Raw genomic sequence first — 25,004 nt, forward strand, 5'->3', positions numbered from 1 at the left:
AGTTTTGGGTGGTTAATTTTTTATTGTTGACTCTTTTATCAGACGCCATATTATTTTGCGCTCATGAGCTTTTGATAAATAGTCGATCAAATATATGAAAAAACAAGAATAATTCAATAAAAAATTACTAAATCGTGTTCGTTCATATTTTTTTAACAAAAAAAACACCTAACATTAAATAGTTTTTATTTTTTTAAGATTTCATAATTTTATGTTTTTAAATCAATATTTTTTATATTGTTGCATGCACAATTTAATCCTTAAAATACTTACATACATGCCAATTTCTCCCTATAAAAAACCTTGTATGTATTACTATATTCTCTCTATTTGTTGCTTTTTTACTATTTTAAAAGCTCCTTTATACGCTCAAAAACAAACAAAAAGTAGTATTGTTTCTAAAAAGCAAATCAATTCGTTATTTATAGAAAATACTTCTAATTCTTCTACCATAACATTACCTGATGGTAAAGCCATTTCAATTGCAATACAACATCGCATAACTACACAAAATAATTTGAGTTTATTAGGAACTATTACTGAAGAGCCTCACAGCTCTTTTCAATTATATAAGAATAATACTACTATACATGGAAAAATACTTATGTACAATACTAACAAAGCCTATGTTTTTTCAGAGAACACTAATCATCAAATTATTATTACAGAACAACCTATAGATGATATCGTTTGCATAGGATATCCAAACTCTAAATATTCTAATACAGCTCCAAGAAAAAAAAATATTGTTATCCCTGATTTACAGAGTTATCCCAGTTCTAATTTTGTCGTGTATTTGGATTTTGATGGCGAACAAGTTACCGATACTTCATGGGATACTGAAGATGGTTTTATAGATGCCGCAGCTTCTCGTTTTGATGCTTTTGAAATTACTGAAATCTGGAATATCATTTCTGAAGATTTCCGACCATTTGATCTTAATATTACTACCAATAGAACTGTTTATAATAACACTCCTCCTAATCAGCGTATGATGTGTATTTTTACTCCAACAGATGACGCTAACCCAGGCGGCGGCGGTATTGCTTACGTAAACTCTTTTACATGGCCTAAAAATGGAGTTAAAGAAGAACCTTGTTGGGTTTTCCATCCTAATCATGTGAGTGCAGGAGAATCTGGTTCTCATGAAATTGGACATACTTTAGGATTAAGTCATGATGGAACATTGACGTCTGAATATTATCTAGGACATGGCGATTGGGCTCCTATTATGGGAGTCAGTTATTTAGGGTTGGTAACGCAATGGAGTAAAGGAGAATATGAAGATGCCAATAATAAGGAAGATGATATTGCTATTATGGCTTCTCAAAATGGTTTTGGATTTCGTCCTGATGACCACTCCAATACTACTACTTCTCATGCTACTTTATTAAATACATTACAAAACATGGCGGTATTTCCTCAGCATAATACAGGAATTATTGAAACTACATCTGATGTAGATGTTTTTAAATTTGCTACCACTGGTGGGCAAGTTCGTTTTAATTTTACTTCTAGTTTTTATACCAATTTAAACATAGAAGCTAAGTTATTAGATGTAAATGGAGAGGAGCTTCTTTCAAATAACCCTAATTTAGATATGTATGCTGCATTAGAAGCTGATGTAACTCCTGGAATATATTACTTATCGGTTCAAGGAGCCGGAGAAGGAAACTTGCAAGACGGTTATTCTGATTATAACTCAGTTGGATATTATGAAGTTTCAGGTGTTTATAATGAAGACATTACTGCTTTTAAAAATATAACAGACGGTGTTTTTGCATACCCTAATCCTGCACAACAGGAAATTTCTATAGGTGGTTTACGTAATCCTTCAGAAGTGATACAACAAATTGCTATTTTTAATCAGACAGGACAAAAAGTATATGAGAATTCTGAATACACCAATGCAATTCCTGTTGCAGATTTGACTAGTGGTTTATACATACTATTGTTAAACAATGAACATTCAATTACTTTTTTAAAACGCTGAAACTAAAATATCAACTTTACTAAATTTTAAATAATACTAGTTCATCATCTGCATCCATAGAATGCGATTGTATATTTAAAGACACTATTGCTTCTTCATTTTTTCGTAAATAAGCATTTAGAATTCTTCGTATATCTTGATTATCAAATTGCGGTTGTAAGTGATTTATATAATCTTCTGGTGTATATTCTTTTTTCTGTTTTTTTAAATAACCATAGCCTTTGTATATACTATTAACAACTAAAGCATACCCTACCTCTTTTTCATTTCTTCCATTTTCTAATAACACAAAATCATCACTTTTAAAAGTTAATGATGCTATTGCAGTTTGTACACGTGCATTATAACTTTCTATTGCTTCTTCTTCTCTACAAATCCCTCTGCATTCTTTAATTTGATAATGAAAACAAGTTGTAACATTGGTTTGTAAATGACAATATTTAGGACACAACTCAAACTTACTACATAGTTTTTCTACAAAACTTCTAGCTTCTGCTACCGTATAAAATTTTAGTATTGGTTTCTTTATCAACTTTAAATTATTCCACGCTAAATGTATGATTCCTTTTCTGTCTGCATAACTGAATAATGCATAACTATGACGAATTCTCCTCTGTGCTCTATTGAATTTAGGAAAAAGCCTTTTTATCTCTGCAGATTCTAATAACAGCGCTAATAATTCGCTTCCTGTTTTTACGTAGGTTATGTTAGCTGTTGCCATGCACATTGTAATTTCTTTCTTTTTCTTGTCGTGGAAATGACTCAGTACACGTTGCTTTATATTATTTGCTTTTCCTACATAGATAACTTCTTTATCTTCATTCCAAAAGTAATAAACACCATGTTTTTGAGGTAAGTTTTCAAACACCTCTTTAGGTAATAATGGTGGTAGCGTAGCTTCTTTAGATCTTGGATTTAAAAATGCATTGATAACTTTAAAATCATCGACTTTATCTTTCGCTATTAATTTTTCAAATAGCGTTACTGTTGCAGCTGCGTCACCTCTTGCTCGGTGCCTATCTTCTATAAAAATACCTTCTGAAAGACATAATTTCCCTAAACTATACGATTGCTTATTCGGTAGTAATTTTCGTGATAAACGAACTGTACAAAGCTTTCTTCTTCGGTATGTTAATCCTAATGACTTAAATTCTTTTCCTAAAATTCCATAATCAAAATTGACATTATGAGCCACAAACACACAACCTTCAGTAATTAAGTAAATTTCTTTGGCTACTTCTTCAAAACGAGGACTGTTTTTAACCATGGCATTTGTAATACCTGTAAGACGCGTAATATGCGCTGGAATATAGGTTCCAGGATTTACTAATGTTGTAAATTCATTGACTACTTTTTCTCCATCAAAAATGAAAATACTTATCTCGGTAACTTTTACACCTCCATCAGTTTCTATGTCTACTATTGCATAATTCACTTTTGTAATTCTGCTAAACTTTTTAACTCTACTCCTAACTGCGTTAACATAGTAGCGATGCTACTAATTTTCAGCTCTTTTTCATCATATTCTTGTGTATTAATGCTACAAGTAAATTCCCATAATTCTACCACTTCTGTAATTGGCACATTATATGGTTCGTAGTTTTTATTATCTGGAACAAGTAATAAAGTATTGCTTTCTTCTATTTTATTGTAGGCACGCTTGTATGTCATTCCATCATTTTTTGTAATGATGATATACGAAGTTCCATCTTTTACATCGTTAATATCTTCTACAAACCTTGCTACTACGTACGAGCCATCTTTCATTGGATGCATTGAATCTCCTTTAATAGGAAATGCACGGTGTTTTCCCGTTGGTAAAAATGGTAGTTTTATTTTTTGTAATTGTTCTATATATTCTGGATCGTTATAGCCTAATAAATACCCCGCAGAAGCTTCCGTAGGAACTACTTCAATCATATTTTCGTTAGCACTATCTACAGCAATAGGAAATAACACACGCTGATTTCCTATCTCGATAAATGATGTATCTGTAGCGTAGGTTAAATCATTTTTTACCAATATATCTATGGGTAACTTAAAGTAGTTTGAAAAGTCTATTAAAGTTTCTATAGAAGGCTCTGAGCGTCCTTCTTCATAAGAAGAAACTCTAGAACGTGTAATTGACAAATTATCTGCAAATTGCTCTTGTGTAAGCTTTTTTAGTTTACGTAAATGACGAATGTTTTTTGCTATATTTTTCATTTGCTACAAATATAAGCATTAAATGTTTTTTATTGTAGCTTTATTTTTTTTAGAAATTAGTTAAGGTGTAATTGCATTTCCATAAAAATTTAAAAACCACGTTATATTAAAATAACGTGATTTATATAATAGTAAAATTCAAGTTTCTTACTCATACTCTGCACGGATTATAAATCCGAGCTATCGGGTCACCACACCCTTCCTTAAGAAGCTTTGTAATAAAAGTATTCGTATCTGGTTTGTATGCCCGATAACTATATCCTGATTAAAAATATTTCTTACAATCTTTACAATAAAATCGTTGTTTGTAATTACATTTTATACAACTCATAGCTTTTTAAGCGCCAATTTAGTACACAAAGCAGAAATAAATCTAGCTTTTATAAGCTCTAACAAAACTTTAATAGTTCTATGAATATAATATACCGCCCTTTTAGAGCGGCATATATTTCATAATTAACTGAATTACAGCATTTATCTCTTAGTAAAAATCAAAAGCTCCATTTTGATACATCACCGCACTAGCAGGGCGTTATAATTTATTTTATTGGTAATAAAATAATTAAATCATCATCCCATATTTTGATTCTCTGATCTTTATCTTCAGGAAAAAAATAGTCACATTTTTTTTTAGGTTTTTTAGAGCTTTTATAAAAGTTACCTTCGATAATATATTTATGCTTATAATAAAGTAACATGCTACAATCTTTTAGCTTTTTAATTGAATCCAATTTACTAGTATCAATAATTTTAATTTCTAAACGATTAAGATTTTTAGTTATTTTAAAATCATTATCATTCAAAATAATTTTATTATTGTCAGAAGTAATTTCTAATAAATTTTTGTTGTACTGTTTAGAACAACTACTTAGGGTTATAAAAACCAGAATTATAAGTATTTTTTGAAACATTTCCTGTAATTTTCTCGTATATTTTTGTAATAATACCTTTTTCAACTTTCGTTCCTCTAATTCTACCGTAACCTGAAACCGCATCTTTTAATGTAGTTACTCTTGGTTTTACGATTGGACCGTCTTTTGTATAGGCATATTTTGTACCATTATTACTTTTACCATAATAAACAACAGCATGCTCACTAACATTAGCTTCATTTGCTACTCTAATAATTGTTTTTCCAAATTTTGCTTCACTCTCAGCTACTGGTGTCGTTTCAGTTTTTAAATAGAAGTCTATTGAATACATATTAGAACTATTAAAATATTCTTCTTCATTCCTTGGTCTAATTTCCTCCCCATTAGTTCCTTTTACACAAGAACTAAAACAATTATAACCATCATAAGGATCTGTTTTTTCATCACTTCCAATAGATTTTTTTATAGACCTTGTATAAGTATTATCCAAAGTTAGCTTTTGTCCTTCCTTAATATTTCCATTAGAATCTAGAGACAATCCTTGTGAGTCGATTAACTTTTGAGCCTCAGACTCTGACATATTATAGTTGGCGGCTAAAGTTTTTTTATTGTCGTTTTTCTCTGCAATCAAGTCTCCATTCTCATCTGGCACCCATCTCGCAGCCATACCGTCAGGATCAATAAAATTAATTGGGTTATTCATCATAGAATTATAAGGTGAATAACTTTCAAACTCTTCAGCTAAAGGGTCTATATTCATCCATCTACCTAATGTAGGGTCGTAGTTTCTGGCTCCGAAGTCGTGCCACTCTAAACCTAATTCTTCGTTTAACTCTTTTCCATTATACCCAAACTTCTCAGCAGTAGAGTTTCCTAAAGAATTTACAACATTATTATATCCTTTCTGAACTAATCCAAAAGGATAATAGTTTTTCTCCTCAATGATTTCTGTGGTTGGAGTAATTACACCGTCTTTATTTGCATCTGTATAACTTAATCGTACATTATCAAGATGATCTTTATACTGATACACATAACTAAACCCAGTGTTTTCGGGTTTTACGTATCCCTCTGGGTGATTAAAGAATTGCAATTCATTATTCTCATAAATATAACTACCTGCATATTCTGTTACAATAGCTGGAGGTTTTGTGCTACTAAGTTCGGTAACTGTTTTAGATAACTTCATACCTGCTGCATCATAAACATAATCAATAGTACCAGTAAGAACTACACCTGCTTTTTCATTACTTCCCATACTTACTTTTGTAGGTAAGTTTAAATGGTTATAGGTAATATCTACAATCCCTTTATTTGCATCAGTTTTCATATTTCCATTCAAGTCATAAATGTACTCTGTAGCTATATTAGTTCCATCTTTAAAACCATAGGTACCGTTTCCATTATCTAATACTTTTTTGAGCTTATTTCCACCGTCGTAGGTATACACTAAATTATCCATTACATCATAATCTTCTGTTCTGGTAATATCCGGATTCGCTACTATATGTCCTCTTCTAATGAGATTTTCGATATTTCCGTTTTTATCATAGGTAATTCCTGAAATATTATAATTTGTAGTAGTAGCTCCTGTGGCTGCTGTGATTCTATTTAACGCATCATAAGCATAGGTATACGTTTTTTTAGAAGTACCTACATTGGTTGTTTGCCAACTTGTTTGTGTTATGTTTCCATCAAATAATGCCACTCCTGAACTTGGATTGTTATACTTTATCTCAAAGTTAAACAAATCATCGTCATTATTATCAGCATCTTCATTAATTTTTGTTAACCAGCCACGTACATTATAGGTATAATCTACTTTTTGTAAATTCCCTCCTACTTTTTTAGCAACCAACTGTCCTAATTCATCATAGGTGTTCGCTACAATTGTCTCTGTTTCCTGATTATTAATTATTTGTTTTTGATTCTGTAATCTTCCAACATGATCATACTCAAACGTATCTATCGTTACAATATCAGATTTACCTGTTTTTCGATGCGTAGTTTTCGTTTCTTCAACTCTTCCTACAAAATCTATTTTAGATTCTACGATATCTGTAGTTTCTAAATAGGTATTCTTTGAGTATACATAGATTGGCCTTGCTTTCTCATCATAAAAGGTAACCGTAGTAATCCAATCATTTGTATCTAATACTTTCACCTTAGTACCAGTTGCTAAACCTTTTACTCTAGTCGTAGCAGTTCCAGTTTCTCCATATAAATTTACCGAACTTGGTCCTCCTGCTCTATCGAAGGTGTAATTATCGTAATAGTTTACTGTTAAGATTTCCGTGTTTGCACTTGGAAAATCAACATTTGAATAATACACACCAGAAGTTCCAACTGTTGTTAATTTCTCTTCATAATACTTTTCAGCTGAATTATTGGTTGTATCAAAGTGATTTTGCATTCCAGCTTGATCTAAAGTCGGTTCACTTGTATCTGTATAAATACCTGTATAAATAACTCTACCTAGCACATCATACTTTGTAAACAACCATTTTTTGTTAGCTCTTAAATTAGAGTCTTGTGTTAATACTGGACGATTTAACTTATCGTAAATAATAGATTCCCAACCTTTTCCTGCAATTTTCTTTTTCACCAATCTATGCCTTGCGTCATAAAGGTACTGATAACATAACTCTGATAGCTCTAAATCAGAAACTCCATCTGTAACATTAACTTTAGGCGGTATTACAAATACTAAATTACCAAAAACATCGTACACATAATATGTATCGTGTTTAACATTATTATTGTATCTTCTTTTTAAAATAATCTGACCTTTTTTATTTTTGTACTCTTCTACCGTATGATCATTTATAAATTCTTGGTTTGGCTGCCAGTTTTCGTCTTTAACAGTTGTTTTAAACAATGCTCCTTTTGTATAAACACCACTATTTAAAAGTGATATATCATATTTATTTTCAGCATCATTCCATATTGAGTTGGTATAATACTTTCTTATATGATTTTCTTCAATAATATTTTCTACTTTTCTTAAGTCAAAGTATGCTAGGTCAAAATGATTTTTTATTCCATAAGGAACAAAAACTTGAAAATACAAAACTGATGAAGTATTCTCAGGTAATGTTAGTTCATGAGAATTTATTCCTTGAGCTGCTTCATATGCTAAAATAATTGACCTTGCATTTGTTTCTCCTTTGACCTTATAATATAGTCTTGTTTCTATAGAAACATCTGGATTATTAAGATCATAAGTAATTTTTACTTTATCTCCTCCAGTTAAGCTAGAACTGATTGGTAACTTACATCCCCAACCTCCACTATTAGGACCTCCATTAAAAATAACTTGCATACCTGATGACAAGTAAGTATCCCCTATTGGTTCCCATTCTTTATAATCACTATTAGCATAAAATGTATGATGAATAATTCCATTTTCTTGCGGACCATCATTTAATAGGTACTCATATCTTATTTCATGACTATTTCCTAATGCCCAATCTTTACCTGGAGAAGCTTGTTGTAAAACTCTATTTAAAGGAGAATTATCAAACATCTTTTTTGAATAAGCATTTATATCATTTACATCTCCAACACCTATAAAATCATTACTATAATTCGTTTGATAATATTGCTGTGTTCTATTTTTTGCTTCTAAATTAATCTCTCCTGTTTTATTTTCAACAACATATGGCAGATATTCCTCAGCTTCTCTACCAAAACCATCATAAGCAATATGAGTTACTATATCATTTTGGTTTGCAGATTGTTTTATACCTATACTTTGCTTGGCTCTACCTAAACCATCAAAGTATACTATTGATTCTATAACATCTTTATTAAAATCAATTTCTCCTGTAGTTGTTCCTACTTGAAAATCTCTAGTCAACACATAATTTTCATTACTTAAAGACAATGGCAGGTAGGAATCTGTTATTATTTTCGCTGTAAAAGTTATCCCAGATTGAATAATTGTATTTGGTCGGATTAAAATACTATTCGTTGCTTCTACTTTTCTATCATTGGTTATTATTTCATTTTCTATAATAATATTATCATCTAATTGAGATAATGCAATTGTTGGTAATAAAAAAACTAATAGTAATATATATCTTTTCATAGCTATCTTAGTTTTTATAATTATACTTATATTCTTTTAGTATGTTATTTTGAAAATCTTTAATAAACTCTAGTCTATTTTGACTATCGTACGAATAGTAGGTAGTTTGCCCTCTATGATCTGTTATACTCGAAACTCCTATTAAAGGAATATGACTATATGTAGTTATCCTTGTATTTGGTAATCTTGTTCTTAAATCATTTATTATTGAGAGATTTGTTTCATTATAATTTAACAATTCATTTTCTGTAATATCTAACTCAGAAGTTATTTCATTTATAGTTGTATTTTTAATTTCTGCAATTACATAATTTTTATTATAGCCCCATAGCTGAACCGTAGAAATTCCATCTTTAATTGTATATTGAATAATATTACCTTTTGAGTCATACTTATTATAAACTATTTCCTTACGCACACTATTAGCTGTGCTCTCTCTAATTATATTGGGTAATAATAAACCTTCATTCGTTTTAAAGTATTCTAAACTCACGCTATTTACAATTGAACGATTTAAACTTTCTACATTAAAATTAGTCATTGATTTCATGCTCATTAACATATTTTTTTCTAAAAAATCATCTCCACTTGCATATAAATAACTTACATAATTAAATTGATTATCATTTAAATTCTTTACCTTTTTTTGGGTCAGTCTTCGTAAACCATCGTATCTATATTCTGTAAACGTCTTTGTACTATCTCCTTGATAATAATACACTTGCTCTTGATTCTTTAATAATGTTTTATTAGAAAAAATAGGATAGAAAGCTAATAAATGTACTGGTGTTACACTTACTGTATTATACTCAGCATTTGGGCTCAAAAAAGTATAAAAATGACCACCAGCATATGATATTTTCACTCCATAGTCTAAACTAGAAGAAAAGTTTGTATACTCATATTTTTCTTTTTCGACAATATTATTTGTTTTATCATAAGTTCGTTTTTCCAATAAAGATCCGTTATTAATTTCCCTTCTTTTTGTACTAATACTCATGTCATATTTACCATAACCTATTTCTATAACACTACTTGCTTTGTTTTGGAACTCCTTTTCTATTCTTCCATTTGTTTCATTGCCATTTCTATTTTCTATTACCACTTTTCCATATCCTACAAAACTATCTCCTAAAAAAGATCTCAAACTTACTGCGTTATTTGAGTTTGTTTCTAAAATGTCTACATAATGATAATTATATAATCCCCCATTCATTTGCCCAATTACATTTGTTCCATGATAAACTGCATATTCCTTTTTTACATTTAATGGAAGTAAACTTTTACCATTATGATATTCATAATGAACTTCATCACTCTTCACATTAAGTTTTGTGTAATTTATTTTACTTTCTAATCTTAAACCATTACCCTCTTTTAGGAAATCTATATTAGGTGATGAAAAATAGTTGTCTGCTTCATTTAACTTATAATTAAAAATTGTATACCCTTTTGTAGGATAAACAATCTTCTCTAAAATACAAGCCTTACTATGATTCTCAGAAGGAGATTTATCGTTTCCATTAGATAATAAAGTAAATGCCGACCTATTTATAATATTTGTTGGATTAGGTGTAATACTAATATTATTTTTCCCATTAAAGTATCCCCAAAAATCAATAGCTGTTGAATTCTTAGGTGGTAATAGCATTGTATTATAATGAAACTCGTGAGATTTTATTCCATTTTCAACAATTCCTTCTAATTTTAAACGTTTATTTATTTCACTTTCAGAAAAATGATTCAATTCATTTTTCCTTTTAATAGTATTAAACCCACTTTGACTATCAAAATAATTATAATTAAATGTGAAAGTTTTTATATCCTTTATACCATTATTTAGAACTATAGAGTCTAATTTTTTTCTTTTATTAATATCAATACGATTTGATGTATAAAAATTAAGTTCGCCTGAAGACCATTTTATTTTATTAGGCAATAATACATTTTGACTAGTAATATCATAGTACGTATTTACTTTGGTTGCATTTTCTCTGTATGGTATATATGTTTCATATGGAAAATTTCCACCATAAAAATCAAATTCTCTTCCATTTGCATCACTCAAATGTCCTCCTGCCCCTGTTATTGGCCCATAAGTACTACTTGATAATGTTTGTGTATAAGTTTGTGTATAACTCGGACTATTTAAAGCATTTGTTATATTCTGATAAGTAATAATTATTTGATTTCCTTTTTGATCTACTATTTTTGTTAACTTCCAATTTCTAGATCGTATTTTATTTCTACTTCCAGGAAACGGATGAGATTCAAATCTTAATATTCGTTCATCTAATTCAAAATAATATTTGACCCCTTCCATAGAAGTGATTGTAAAATCATATCCTTTAATTCTGAAATCTTCATCATTACCGTCTTCTATCAACTCAATTTTATAGCCTACTTCATTTAAGATTTTTATTGTCCCTGTTTCAAAATCAAACATAAAATCAAGCTTATGTCCTAAAAAATTTGCTGTAAAAAAATCTGGTTCGGAATCTATATCCTCATTATCAAAAAGTTTATCTACCTTAGTATAAATACCATTCATTGGCACCATATGTTTATATGCCTTTATCATACTAAAAGTATTGGTTATTGGTTGCATAGGAATCTCAGTTCCTACATCATTTTGACGCGGATTAGGAACAGGATAATCTATCCCTGAAGGTTTAGGATAATAAGTTATTAACCCAGGATTAGAGCTAGAAAAATCTGGTCTTATTTTATTGTTAGACACAACAGTTATTAAATCATCAACATCATTTATAGTTTGGTAAATACCTCCAAAACTTAAATTCCACCCTAATCCTACCCAAGAAGCTTCTTGAGGCACTTTTATTCCACCTGAAAGATAATTTAAAGTTACAGGAATGTTTATATCTCCTTCTTTAATATTGCATATAGGTATATTAATAGATGGAGTCCCTGTATATTCTGATAGACCAATATTACCATATCTACTAAACTCATATGAACTTGGAGAGTTTGGTAAGTTTAAAATTTTAGATGAATAATTAGCAAGAAGGTTTGGATCTCCGCCATTATTTTGACAAAAAACATTATTCATGCTAATTAATAGCATGAAAATCCACAAAAAATTTCTCATAAAAATCTGTAAATTTTAGCAATTTATAATTAAACAATTTTTTCAAAAGCAAAGCTACAGGATAAATCCTAACTAGCAAAATTTTGAAGTTAATTTTAGACCAACTATGTAAGGATTTTTTTTAGGTATAATTGTAATACTAAGTATTCTTTTCTTCTTGCAATTTCTTTTTTCTTTTCGAAAGTATAAGTTTTTATTTCTCCTAATCCTTCTTGTTCAAAAAAACTTAGAAACTTTAATAATACATTAAAATCTCCTTTTATTGTAATTGGGTATAGCTCTACTCTAATTTGATTTTCTACAACTTCAATTGGATTCTTAAATTCTAAAATTTCAATAGCATTTGTTTCTTTGTAAGCATTTATTTTTTTCAGAATAATTTGTTGAAAGGAATTGTTAACTGATACATTTTCTTTTTTGAAAATAGAATCTATATAACGGTTTTCTTGCTCTAAATAGGATATTGTAGAAGAAATATTCTCTATTTCCTTTTTATCTTCTTCTAATACTTCATATTCTGCTTTTAAAGCTACCGTTTTTTTAATACTTAACCAATAAATAATTGGTAGCGATAAAATTACTCCTGCTAGTAATAGTATGTTTTTTCCTTTAAAGCTCATTTATTTAATGGTTATTACAATATGAAAATTAGATTTTGTTTTTCTTCTATCTTTTGCTATTGATAATTCTGATACTTTTTGCACCCAATCTTTTCTTTCAATTTCATCTATCCAATTGCTAAAATCTATATTGTTATTTAACACTCCTTTTACTACTATTTGATGGTTTGAAAATCGTGCTTCTTTTCCTTTCTTCAAATTACCAATAACAGGCTGATAAGCTGCTTCTTTTAAAACAATAGTTTTAGGAATATCTGTTAGGATTTGGTCTATGTATTTTGCTACTGAAAATGCTGATGAGTTTTCTAACTCTGATAATAGCTTTTTCTTCTTTTGTACGGTTACCGATAATGCTTTTAATCTATTTTTTGCATCACGATGTATAGACAATTCTTGATTTAAACTATTTACTTTTCCATAGTAAGAATTAAAAACCATAAAATTAACTAGCAAGCCAAAAAAGATAATAACTAAAGCGACTTTATATCCCAAATTAAAAATTCTTTTTTGCTTAAATTCTTCAAGGTTTTCAGAGTCGTGATGAACATTTTTTTGCAAATAAAATGCAACAATTGCTCCTAATTGTAATATATAATTACTTGAAATTCCAATTCCATTAATGGTATACTCCTCTAACTGGAACTGCTTACTTTTTATACTTGTTAATTGTTGATTTGTAATAACTACCAATGCATTAGATGTATATATTTCTGTATCATCTAGCATTTCTGATAATGTTCCCAATGCTAAATTTCCTAATGAGAAATCAACTACAGCAATTGATGCTTTGGCATAAGTATTTACTAAATTGTCTATAATTTCTTTACGGACAATTGCTATAAATAGTTTTTCTGAAGTACTATGTGTATGTGAATAGAAATTTGTTGCAGATAATGTTGGAAATGCATTTTGAAACGCATTTAAATTGTCATTTACTCCTGTTACTTCTTTTGATAAAACTTGATTATTATTTACAATTAAAACAACATGTTGCTGTCCTATGCTTTTTAAATGTGCAGTTAGTGCTTCAAAATCATCAAACTGATCTGAACTTGCTACTTGTAGTTCTTTTTTTTGTTTTTTTAGTTGTAAGCAATAGTATACTTCTTTTCCTTCGTTAGTATACGAATGTTCTACCGCACAAAAACTTTTTCCGTAAATTAATTGATCTTTTATCATTAAAAAGATAATTGGTTTTGGTTTATAAGCTACAGTTTAAAAGAGCATTCTTTGTAACTTTCTATCTTTTTTCATAGTAGCAATAAATATTAAAGTTGTAAAAGTAAAAAATAATTTCATTTTTTATACTTTTGATCTCACAAAACAAAAAATATGAAATTGAAATATATCAATAAAAAAGTAGACGCATTTAACTTACAAGAGCTTTTAGTTGTTTTAGTGATTATTGGTATTTTGGTTATGATTGCAATTCCGAATTTAATGCCTCAAATTACAAAAGCAAAAGCTATTGAAGCAAAAATTCAATTAAATCAAGTATATGGTTTACAGAAGAACTTTTTCTATCTGAATTCTAAATATGCTGATAATTTTAATGATATTGATTTTATTCCTCCGACAAATTTAAAACAAGGAGGAACGGCTTATTATAGTTATGAAATAATAGATGCTTCTACAAATTCTTTTAAAGCTAGAGCTACTGCTGTTAGTGATTTTGATGGCGATGGTACTTTTAATGTTTGGGAAATAGATCAAGATAAACGATTGAAAGAGGTTGTAAAAGATTAGTTTTTTAACTAAAATTATCCCTCACACATTATTCGAGTATTACATTAACAAGTCTTTATATTATTTAAACCAACCAAAAGAAAAGGTATTTTTTAGCTTATTCCAACTCTTTCATTAATTAGTACGTTTTATTATTACTAGGTAAAAAACAATAATTTGTATTGAATTATTTTTATCTATAATTACCCAATTACTGTACTTAATTTAAACATTGGAATATACATGGCTACTAAAATAGTGGCTACTACAATTCCTAAAATTAAAATCATAACAGGCTCTATTACTGAACTTAGCATTTTAGATTTATATTCTATCTCTTTATTGTATTGATTTGTAAGTCGTCCAAAAATTACTTGGTTTTGGTTTGTTTCTTCTGCTACTTTGATTAGTGAAACCATTTTAGAATCGAAAATTGAATACTTCCCTATACTTTCGGATAGTGTTTTACCGACAAGAATATCTGATTCTACTTTGTGTAGTGCTTCTTGCAATGGATAAAAAGTAATCATTTTTTGAGTTAGCTGAATTCCATTCAATAAAGGTACTTTGGCTCCTGTTAATAAGGTTATAGCTTGTGTAAATTGCGCTATTTTAATCTTTCGTAAATATTCACCTACAAAAGGGATTTTTAAGATAATTAAAGCACTAAATTTTCTATACCATAACTTTTTCTCAAATGTTTTTCTAAAAACTATAATCACTGTTATGATTATTAAAAACACCCAATAATATGCTTTTGTAAAGTTTGATATGTTGATAATTTTACTCGTAATCCATGGTAAATCTACTTTGTTTTGTCTGAAAATTTCGGCAAACATTGGAACAACAAATTGCAGCATAAAAAGTATTGCTAAAAAAGCCGTAAATAATATAATCAACGGATATGATAATGCACTAATTACCATTCTTCGCTGTTCGTTCTTTCTTCTATAAAACTGACTTAATTCTTCAATTACTCTATGTAGTGTACCTGTTCTTTCACCTATTTGTACAGAATAATATTCATAATCTGAAAAATAACGTTGCGATTTAAGTGTTTCTGAAAAGTTTTTACCTGATATCAATTCTTCTATGATGGTATTGAAAACAGCTTTATCTTTTTCTTTCTTCTGTTCTTTTGCTATTAACTGTAAAGCATCCTTTAGCTCTAATCCTGCTTGTAACAATACATACAACTCAGTATAAAAGGCTTCTTTTTTCTTATTTGAAAAAGAATTTCCTCCAAAAGAAATTTCTTTTTTTAAAAGTTGATCAATATCAAAACCATCACTTCCTTGTCCTTTCTTTTTCTCTATATTTTTTATTTCAAATCCCATATATTATTCATTCAGATAAAATGATGCGTCTTTTTCTAAGTACACAAAAATACTTCTCTTGTAGAATTCTTTTGTTTCTAATTTCATAGCATCAAAAACGCCATTATTTACTTCTTCTCCATCTAAAAACATCGCTTTGTTTTGTACCGTTACAAAAATACTATCCTTCCCTCTCAACACAAAATTATTGAAAATTTGGTAGTCAATAGCTTCTACTCCATTTGTAAAATAGAAGGAATTTGCATCTTTTAGATTTGCTATTCCATAACTATTAAAATCTTGCCATAAAACACGTTCTAGTAAATTCACTTCCTGTTTGTCTGTAAAATTCTTTTGAATAGAAAACACTTGCTTTTTTACCATTGATAATGTTACAAACGCCATAGAAACCACTATGGTTGCTATTACCATTACTACTAAAAGCTCACCTAATGTAAATGCGTTAACTTTCTTCATTATAGATGATTTTTCGTGTTATTTTCTTTTTATTTTTTTTAGAAATAACTGTAAAATTTACAACTGTAAGGTTGCCTTCTTTTTCTTTTTGAATGTCTATAGACCAGTCTTTTTCTTCAGAGAGATAAGGTAATGTGATCTTTTCATTTTTAAAATCGTAGATTAATTCATTTATGAGTAATTCTTGTTGATGCGTATCTCTTTTTATACTATTTCTTAGAATATTTGTTAATATTCCCATAGCTATAGAAAAAACGAGTACAATAATTACCGTAGCTACAATTACTTCATTTAATGAAGATGCTTTTATTTTTTTTAATATAACCATTTTGCAACTCCTTTATGTTTAGCATCTAAACCTAATCCAGCAAATTGTAAGGGTAATTTTTCACTATTGATTTTTGCATCGTATAAGTGATTTATATATGTACTACCGTACTGTTTAGTTATAAAGTTTTTAGTGTATACACCTCCAATTACTTCTCCTGATATTTCTGTATTTCCTTCACAAAATACTTGTCCAACTACAGTTGCTGATTGATCTAGTTTTATTTGTGGATTATAATTAAATCCTTCTTGTTCCTTTTGTTTAAACACAATTGCACCTTTTACTGTAGTTCCTTTTCCTATGAAAATTCCTTCCTCTTCATCTACTTTTTTACCTTTATTATAGACAACTAAGGCAGATGGATACTTTAGCTTACAATTGTTTTTTACTTCAATTTTTTTAGTTGCGAAAGCTTGAAAATTACCTACAACATTTGATTGAATTTCTATAGTTGGCGCTATTAAAATTACATCTTCTAAAGTACACGATCTAGTTACTGTTATTTTTCTAGTAGACTCTATAATAAAGTTTCCTTTTAAATTAACACCTTCTAATTTTATGGTTTCATCTACACCGTAATATTGAGTTGATTTTTGAAATGACTGAATTAGTTCAGTATCATACTCTAATTCAATACTCTTTATTGAATCGTTTAAATATCTTTTGTTATATATGTTTTTAATCGAAGTTTCTTGTGCTAACTTTGGTAGAGAATTAGAACTCAAACGAATATTTCCGTTAATGAGTACGTTACCGTAAAAAGAGTTCCCAGCAATATTTCCTCTTTTTACTCCTTGTTTTGGTAAAGACACATCTCCTTTAACTCTTGTATTTCCTACCACAATTAAAGGTGTATTATTATCTACTAAATAAATAGCTATTTCCTTTTGAATTGTATTCCCTAACAATCCTACTTTTTTAAATGTTTCTTTATTTACTGTTGAAGTAATCGTGACTAGATCAAAAACTCCCCATGATTTTTTTAGAAATTCTGTCTCTTCTTTTTCATTTTCTGACAGTGTTTTCGTTACAATAACATCGTAAGGTATTTCTTGCCCCGCTGTGTAAGCAAATCCATTATTTACATTATAAATAGCTTCTTTAAACTGACTTCTTTTTATTGCCAATTTTTCTTGTAAGTATACTAATTGAATAAAAGCTAATAGAATAATGACTATAACGGTGGCAATAACAAGTACATATTGCAGTGCTCCTGCGTTGCTTTTTTTACCCCAATTAATCATTTTTTATTTTACAATCGTTTTAGTTACTCCTTTATAACGTATTTTAATCTTACTTAATGTACCCGATAACAACTTAACTTCGTTAGCTACTCCTCCTCTATTCATAATTTGTTGTGCACCATTTATAGTTACTATAAACGACTTTGTATTTCCGTTAGCAACCATTCCATTATACACTATATTTGGAAATGCTATTGTTGTTTTAGGTTTTGGTTTATAATTTCCTTTTTTCTTCTTTGGTGGCGCTTTATAAGTATCTAAAAACGGATCTCTTTCATGTACAGAAACCGTATACAATTCTTTTTCTTTATTTTCTTTAGGTCTGAATTTTTGGTAATCTATTTCTGCTATTTCTTCAGATTCTGGATTAGCATAGCTAAAAATTTGATAGCCTACAATTCCCCATACAATAACTACGACAACTCCTAAAATATATGTTTTTTGCTGCTTTTTCATTTCCTACGAAATTAATAATGAATATGCCTCATCAATAGATGTTGTTCCATTTTTTATGAGTTCTATAGCATTATATTTTAATGTCTTTATTTGCTGTTCTTTTAAATAATTATCTATTTCTAATTCCTCTTTCTTAATAGCTGCTTCAATCGCTTTTGTTACAGGAATAATTTCATAAATTGCTTTTCTTCCTTTATATCCTGTTTGATAGCACTCTTCACAACCTACTGCCTCATAGTGTGTTGGTATTATAGCTTCTTTTGCTATTTCTTCAGGTAAATCTGTATCTTTTGTAGCTACTTCTTTCTTACAATGATTGCATAATTTTCTTACTAATCTTTGTGCAACACTAACATTTAATGTGCTTGCAATCAAAAATGGTGGCACTCCCATATCTATCAATCTAGAAATGGTTCCCCAAGCAGAATTCGTATGAATTGTAGATAATACTAAATGTCCTGTTAAAGCTGCTCTAATAGCCATGTTTGCTGTAGCTACATCTCGAATCTCCCCAACCATAATTACATCTGGATCTTGACGTAAAAAAGTTCGTAATGTACTCGCAAAATCTAATCCAATATCCTCTTTTAGCTGTACCTGATTCACTCCTGCAAGGGTATATTCTATTGGATCTTCTATGGTAAGAATGTTTGTTTCTTCTTTATTTAATTCTTTTAATGTTGCATATAACGTAGTTGTTTTTCCCGATCCTGTTGGTCCTGAAATTAATATAATTCCATTCGGTTTTTTTACTGCATTTTTATAAACATTAATTTCTTCAGAAGTAAATCCAAGCTTATCTAATTGAATAGCAACATTATTCTTAGATAAAATACGAAGCACTAACTTTTCTCCATGCAACGTTGGTAAAGAAGAAACTCTTATATCGAAATCTTCATATTGCGTAGTAATATTAATTCTCCCGTCTTGTGGCAATCTTTTTTCTGAAATATCCATTCCTGCCATAATCTTAAGACGATTGACAACTTTGGGATATTCTTCTATAGCTATTAAATATTTTTCTATTAGTTTTCCGTCTATTCTAAAACGCACTCGTTTTTGCTTTTCAAATGCTTCAAAATGAATATCACTACTTCCTATTTCTTTTGCTTCATGTATAATATTCAACAAAAAATCATCTGAATAATGTAATGTTGAAGTTGAATTACTTTTTCGCTTTCTGTAATTAGTAAGCAAGTAATTATTGATATGTTCTTCTTCTTCTTCTTTTAAGTGTATTGTTTTTCCTAAAATGATCTCTAGCTCATTTTGAAGTCCATCAACATCTTCTTTATCAGTTAAAAAAACACATGCTTCGTCTTTTATTTCAACAGGTATAATTCTGTATTGATATGCTAATTCTGAAGGAATTAGTTGAATTAAATCGGTAGAAATATCATAGTCTTTCTCTTTCATTTAAATAGCATATAGATTTAAAATATTAAACACCAAATTTATGAATAAAATTAAAAATACAAATAGTGCTTGAAATCCTGCTAAAGGAACTGCTTTATTATTTAGTTTAGATTTTATGGAAATAAATAATAGTAAAGAAAATAATAATGATGATGAGAATAACACTAAAAATGTAATTGTTGGAAAACTAACCGACAATGCTAGAAAAAAAAGTATATCTCCGAATCCTATGGCTTGAAAAAAGTTTTTTCTAATCTTAAATTTTGTATACAGAAACAACAACAACACAATGATTGAAACTACCATTGCATTTGTAAATATGTTTATAAAAAAGAGTTGTGGCGTAAATGTATTATCATAATAAGTATATCCTCCTACTAAAAGAGCTAATAGCAATAGAAAAACATATACTTTTCTTTCTTTTATGTCTTGTAAAAAGATTCCTAGTAATAGTATTAATTGTATATAAATCAATTGTTTTTCCTACAAAACTACCATTAAATTACTAATTGTGAATGACGAATAGTTTACATTTAACAAAATGTTGTCAATCTATCTTTAATCTATATCTATTATTCTTTAACCTTCAATTTTTGCCCTAACTGTATATTATTAGTTGTTAGCCCGTTCATTTTCTTAATATTAGCAACAGTAGTTTCAAATTTTTTAGAAATACTATATAACGTATCTTTAGAAGATACAACGTAATACTTTTCACCTTCGTTATCTCCTCCTTTAATAGTACTAGTTATTGATATATTATCTCCTTCTTTTATAATATAAAAATATGATCGCCTATTTTGCTGATGTTCTGCTTCTGTGCACTTATTAGTATTATTACAATTATTTAGTAATTGATCTTCTCCATATCCTATAGCACTTTCAATTCGCTCAGGCACAATGCCTCTTGAAACTATATAATCTCTAGTAGCTTTTGCTCTCTTATCTGATAAAAAACGATTATATGCACTTGGTCCCCTACTATCTGTATGTGATTCTATACGAATTTTCATATCTGGATTATTTTTCATCACAGAAACAATATGTTCTAATTCATATTCTGCATCTTCTCTAATAGTATATAAATCAAAATCAAAATAGATTGGTTTTATGATAATTTGTGCTACAGTTTCTGGTGTTTCTACAATTAAAGATTCTAATGTTAAGTCTGTATTAATGACTTTCTTATTTATGTCTTCTGTCGCTGCTATTTTCTGATTATTCCTATAATCGTCTTTCACTGCTGAAACAGTAAAACTATTTTCGCAGGCAATTTCTTTAAATGCATACTTACCATCTATTCCTGTAATTTGTTTACTTACTGGTTCACCCTTTTCATCTATTAATCGAACTACCGCTCCTGAGATTGGTTCTCCTGTTTTAGAATCAGTAATAATTCCCGCAATATCTTCTTTACAACGATAAATTACAAAACTATAAATATCATCATCTCCCTTTCCTCCTTTCCTATTAGAAGAGAAGTATCCGTATGATTTATCATCACTAATAACAAAACCAAAATCATCTAAAGCTCCATTAATAGGCGTTCCTAAATTTACTGGTGTTGTAAAACTATTTTCTGAAGTTTTTGATTCAAATATATCTAAAGCTCCAAGTCCTAAATGGCCATCTGATGCAAAATATAAAGTTCCATCTCTATCTACGCTTGGAAACATTTCTCTTCCTTCTGTATTAATTGTAGGACCAAGATTTTTTACTTCGCCATAGCTTCCATCTGAATTAATTGCTACTTTATAAATATCAGTTGCCCCTATTCCTCCTGGTTTATCTGATACAAAATATAATGTTTTTTCATCTGGACTCAATGCTGGGTGACCTATGGAATAATTGTCATTATTAAAAGGTAACTCTTCTACTTCATCCCAGTTTCCATTTTTTAATGAAGCTTTATATATTTTTAAATGAGTAACCCTGTCTTTATCTACTTTTAACTCATCTCCATTATAATTATCTCTTGTAAAATACATGGTTTCTCCATCCATAGTCAATATCACATTCGATTCATGATAACGTGTATTAATTGAAGGCATCTTTTTAGCATTATTTACCGATAAGCTCAAAGTAGTATCATCAGTTAAATTTGCTTCAGCCACATAAGCATTTAAAAAAGGTTGATTATTCCATTTATATAACTTCCTATCAAACTTGCTACCTTCTGGTCTTGTAGAAGCAAAGTATAGTTTATTCCCAAAAATAAAACCGCTAAAATCAGAATATTTCGTATTAATATCTAAGTTTTTTAAATTAACAAAGGTTTTCTTCTTATTCGAATATTCTACAAAATAATCTTCGTTATTATCTAAAGCCAATGCTCTAGAGTCTTTTCCTCTAACCTGCTTTAATTTTCGTAACCAACTATCAGATTCTTTAACTTTTCCGTTACTTTTTAGAACTTGTGCATACCTAAAAATATGCTCTGGAGAAGCTGTTTTTTCATATTTATCTAACAATAATTTATACCACTTTTCTGCAGTAGTAAGATTCATATTATAATAATAAGAATCTCCTAATCTCCCTATCACTAACTGTGAATCATCTCCCTTATCATATAACGTTTTATATAATTCTGCTGATTTTTTATATGCATACTCTTTAAAATATCTATCTGCTGCATACTTACGTTGTGTGTAGCTAAAAACACTGAAAAACATTAAATAAAAACACAATATTTTCTTCATAAATCACCAATTTAAAAGAACCTTGGAGATTTCATTACTTGTCCTCTTGAAGCCTCCCACTTTACCATTAATTCGTAAGTTCCTGAATTAAAATTACTATAATTTGAAGTTGTTAAATCATATGCAAATCCAATATGCAAATTATCAGTGGCTTGTAATCCTAACAAAGCACTAATTGAATCGTCCCAACGCCAAGCTACACCTCCAGTAACTTTTTCATTAAACAAAAAATTTGCTGAAATATCTAAAGACAAAGGCGCTCCGTTAACAACCTTTACCAAAGTAGCTGGCTTAAATTTTAAATTAGCGTTTAAATCAAAAACATACCCAGCAATCCCAAAGAAATGCAAACGTTCTTCAGCAATATCTCCATCTCCATTCGCAATAGTTGCAATCGTATCATCATAATGATCTGTTCGTAAAATATTTGGCACAGCTATTCCTGCATACCAGTTTGATTTATGATAATAGATTCCTGCTCCAATTGTTGGTAAAAACTCACTTACATTTTGGCTAAAAGGACGTTCTTGTTGGCGAGCCGTTCCTTTGCTCCAATCTATAGCTAAATGACGTCCTCCTAATTTCAAACCAAAAGATAGATTTCCTTCTTCACTTAATCTGACTGTATAGGACACATTTGCATCTAAATAGATTTCCTGAGAAGGACCAATTTGGTCATTTGTTAAATTAACCCCTAAACCAACTCCACTATAACCAATAGTTGTATCATAACTTAACGTTTGTGTATCTGGTGCTCCTTGAATTCCAACCCATTGTGTTCTGGCTAGTGCCGTAATAATTGTATGTCCATTAGAACCTGCATATGCTGGATTTACACTCATTGTATTGTACATATATTGTGTGTATTGAGGATCTTGCTGAGAAAAACTCAATTCGTATACTGATAAAAACAGCATAAACATCAACAGTATTTTTTTTCTTTGTCCCTTCATAAATTATACTTTCTTTACTTGTTTTCCTTCTATCTATTTAAATACAACCATCCTGTTTTAGGTTTAGAACCATCTCCTAGTTCCATTACATAAAAGTATGTTCCCACAGGTAATTTTTCATCTACACCAACAGTTGCACGACCGTTGGATAGTCCAGTAAATGAAACAGAATTATTATTATAGCCTTTTGCAGTATATACTAGATTCCCCCATCTATTGAAAACCTTGATCGTATTGTTAGGATATAATTCAATACAAGGAATATATAATGTTTGATTTGCTGAATTACCATCATTTGGCGACATTAAATTATAAGGCTCCAAACAAGTTTCTGCATCTCCAAATATTGTACTGTCTCCATCAACACTATCTGCAATACCATCTCCATCAATATCATTACCACTATCGAAAACCACTCCATTTCCACCACTGTTTGGATCTGTAGGATCTGTATTGTTAATATCGTCATTTCCTTCATCTCCAAAATTTGAATCATCTTCATCAACACTATCTGCAATACCATCTCCATCACTATCTATACCTGGATCATCTACTAAACCATCTCCATTAAGATCATCGTTCCCTCCTTCAACAACATCATTAACTCCATCATCATCACTATCTAAATCCTGATAATCTGGTACTCCATCTCCATCGCTATCTGTATTTGTAGACTCTCCTCCAACTCCTTCACCAAATCCACTTTGATCATTATCTACGCTATCTACAATACCATCTCCATCTGTATCAGGACCGTCAGCAACGCCATCATTATTTACATCTACATTTTCATCTTCAATTACATCATTTATACCATCATTATCACTATCTAAATCTTGATAATCCGGTACTCCATCTCCATCTATATCTGGTTCTTCATTTGTGTCTATCGAATCATCTGCTTGTCCATCATTATTTGCATCTTGATATCCTGTATCATTATTATCAATAACTCCATCTTCATTCGTATCTAAATTTCCATTACCTCCTTCATCTACATCTAAAATACCATCATTATCACTATCTAAATCTAAGCTATCTATAATTCCATCTCCATCTGTATCTCCAGTTCCCTCATCTACATCTGGAATTCCATCATTATCATCATCTACATCTACTACATCTCCAATTCCATCTCCATCTGTATCTGTGAAAACATTTACTGTCACTGTAGCTGTAGCACAGTTTACGGGGCTAGCATTATCACAAACTGTATAGGTAAATGTATCTGTTCCGTTGAAATCTGTATTTGGAATATACCTCACAATATCATCACTTGGATCATTTGGTGTACCTCCATCATTAATCGTTACTGTTCCATTTAATGGATCTGAAACTGTTAATGCTCCATCTGTAGGAATATCATTATCATTTGATAAAATATCAATATCAACCATACTATCCTCTGCAACTGTAGCAGTATCATTATTCGCTATTGGAGTATCGTTTACTGGAGTTACTGTAATGGTAACTGTAGCGGTATCTGTATCGCCATTAGCAT

General features: G+C 29.6%; 19 protein-coding genes and 1 pseudogene. 2 read left to right on the plus strand and 18 right to left on the minus strand.

Going from position 1 to position 25,004, the window contains the following annotated elements:
- Positions 1-307 precede the first annotated feature (307 nt).
- Complete coding sequence (locus ACKTTC_RS14935; RefSeq protein WP_408040648.1) at positions 308-1,993, plus strand: T9SS type A sorting domain-containing protein; 1,686 nt, start codon at positions 308-310, stop codon at positions 1,991-1,993.
- 19 nt (positions 1,994-2,012) lie between these two features.
- On the opposite strand, the gene ACKTTC_RS14940 is transcribed toward ACKTTC_RS14935, so the two are convergent.
- From ACKTTC_RS14940 to ACKTTC_RS14970, 8 genes and pseudogenes are all read right to left on the minus strand, one after another.
- Positions 2,013-3,428 carry an exonuclease domain-containing protein gene (locus ACKTTC_RS14940; RefSeq protein ID WP_408040649.1) on the minus strand — a complete coding sequence of 472 codons (1,416 nt, stop codon included), beginning with the start codon at positions 3,426-3,428 and terminating at the stop codon, positions 2,013-2,015.
- Positions 3,425-4,198, minus strand: a complete 774-nt coding sequence (locus ACKTTC_RS14945) for an XRE family transcriptional regulator (protein WP_408040650.1) — start codon at positions 4,196-4,198, stop codon at positions 3,425-3,427. The genes ACKTTC_RS14940 and ACKTTC_RS14945 overlap by 4 nt, the downstream gene beginning before the upstream one ends.
- A 166-nt stretch (positions 4,199-4,364) precedes the next feature.
- Positions 4,365-4,529 (minus strand): annotated as a pseudogene (locus ACKTTC_RS20605) (IS1 family transposase); the annotation flags it as partial.
- 208 nt (positions 4,530-4,737) lie between these two features.
- Entirely contained in the window at positions 4,738-5,109 is a 372-nt protein-coding gene (locus ACKTTC_RS14950; protein WP_408040651.1) for a hypothetical protein, read from the minus strand.
- The gene (locus ACKTTC_RS14955) at positions 5,063-9,160 is read right to left on the minus strand and encodes a DUF6443 domain-containing protein (RefSeq protein ID WP_408040652.1); all 4,098 of its coding nucleotides are present in this window, start codon (positions 9,158-9,160) and stop codon (positions 5,063-5,065) included. The genes ACKTTC_RS14950 and ACKTTC_RS14955 overlap by 47 nt, the downstream gene beginning before the upstream one ends.
- Positions 9,161-9,167: 7 nt before the next feature.
- Positions 9,168-12,269 carry a hypothetical protein gene (locus ACKTTC_RS14960; RefSeq protein WP_408040653.1) on the minus strand — a complete coding sequence of 1,034 codons (3,102 nt, stop codon included), beginning with the start codon at positions 12,267-12,269 and terminating at the stop codon, positions 9,168-9,170.
- Positions 12,270-12,373: 104 nt separating this feature from the next.
- The gene (locus ACKTTC_RS14965; RefSeq protein WP_408040654.1) at positions 12,374-12,889 is read right to left on the minus strand and encodes a hypothetical protein; all 516 of its coding nucleotides are present in this window, start codon (positions 12,887-12,889) and stop codon (positions 12,374-12,376) included.
- A complete protein-coding gene (locus tag ACKTTC_RS14970; RefSeq protein WP_408040655.1) occupies positions 12,890-14,068 on the minus strand; it encodes a hypothetical protein in 1,179 nt (392 codons plus the stop codon).
- Between the two features lie 153 nt (positions 14,069-14,221).
- On the opposite strand from ACKTTC_RS14970, the gene ACKTTC_RS14975 reads away from it, so the two are divergent.
- Entirely contained in the window at positions 14,222-14,635 is a 414-nt protein-coding gene (locus ACKTTC_RS14975) for a type IV pilin protein (protein WP_408040656.1), read from the plus strand.
- A 182-nt stretch (positions 14,636-14,817) separates the two neighbouring features.
- Here ACKTTC_RS14975 and ACKTTC_RS14980 read toward each other — a convergent pair whose 3' ends face one another.
- The 10 genes from ACKTTC_RS14980 to ACKTTC_RS15025 form a co-directional block, all read right to left on the minus strand.
- Entirely contained in the window at positions 14,818-15,951 is a 1,134-nt protein-coding gene (locus tag ACKTTC_RS14980) for a type II secretion system F family protein (RefSeq protein WP_408040657.1), read from the minus strand.
- 3 nt (positions 15,952-15,954) lie between these two features.
- The gene (locus ACKTTC_RS14985; RefSeq protein WP_408040658.1) at positions 15,955-16,407 is read right to left on the minus strand and encodes a prepilin-type N-terminal cleavage/methylation domain-containing protein; all 453 of its coding nucleotides are present in this window, start codon (positions 16,405-16,407) and stop codon (positions 15,955-15,957) included.
- The gene (locus tag ACKTTC_RS14990) at positions 16,394-16,735 is read right to left on the minus strand and encodes a hypothetical protein (RefSeq protein WP_408040659.1); all 342 of its coding nucleotides are present in this window, start codon (positions 16,733-16,735) and stop codon (positions 16,394-16,396) included. Before ACKTTC_RS14990 ends, ACKTTC_RS14985 begins: the two co-directional genes overlap by 14 nt.
- On the minus strand, positions 16,723-17,979 hold the full coding sequence (locus ACKTTC_RS14995) for a hypothetical protein (RefSeq protein WP_408040660.1): 1,257 nt from the start codon (positions 17,977-17,979) through the stop codon (positions 16,723-16,725). Before ACKTTC_RS14995 ends, ACKTTC_RS14990 begins: the two co-directional genes overlap by 13 nt.
- A gap of 3 nt (positions 17,980-17,982) precedes the next feature.
- Complete coding sequence (locus tag ACKTTC_RS15000) at positions 17,983-18,435, minus strand: hypothetical protein (RefSeq protein WP_408040661.1); 453 nt, start codon at positions 18,433-18,435, stop codon at positions 17,983-17,985.
- Between the two features lie 3 nt (positions 18,436-18,438).
- Positions 18,439-19,851: a GspE/PulE family protein gene (locus ACKTTC_RS15005; protein WP_408040662.1), complete on the minus strand. Its 1,413-nt coding sequence runs from the start codon at positions 19,849-19,851 to the stop codon at positions 18,439-18,441.
- Positions 19,852-20,325, minus strand: coding sequence for a hypothetical protein (locus ACKTTC_RS15010; RefSeq protein ID WP_408040663.1), 474 nt, complete (start codon positions 20,323-20,325; stop codon positions 19,852-19,854).
- A 98-nt stretch (positions 20,326-20,423) separates the two neighbouring features.
- A complete protein-coding gene (locus ACKTTC_RS15015) occupies positions 20,424-22,550 on the minus strand; it encodes an OmpA family protein (protein WP_408040664.1) in 2,127 nt (708 codons plus the stop codon).
- Between the two features lie 11 nt (positions 22,551-22,561).
- Positions 22,562-23,503 (minus strand): PorP/SprF family type IX secretion system membrane protein, encoded by a 942-nt coding sequence (locus ACKTTC_RS15020; RefSeq protein WP_408040665.1) that lies wholly within the window; start codon positions 23,501-23,503, stop codon positions 22,562-22,564.
- A gap of 29 nt (positions 23,504-23,532) precedes the next feature.
- On the minus strand, positions 23,533-25,004 hold a 1,472-nt coding region (locus tag ACKTTC_RS15025), incomplete at its 5' end, for a T9SS type B sorting domain-containing protein (RefSeq protein ID WP_408040666.1).

Source organism: Tenacibaculum amylolyticum (assembly GCF_964511145.1).
Lineage (GTDB): Bacteria > Bacteroidota > Bacteroidia > Flavobacteriales > Flavobacteriaceae > Polaribacter > Polaribacter amylolyticum.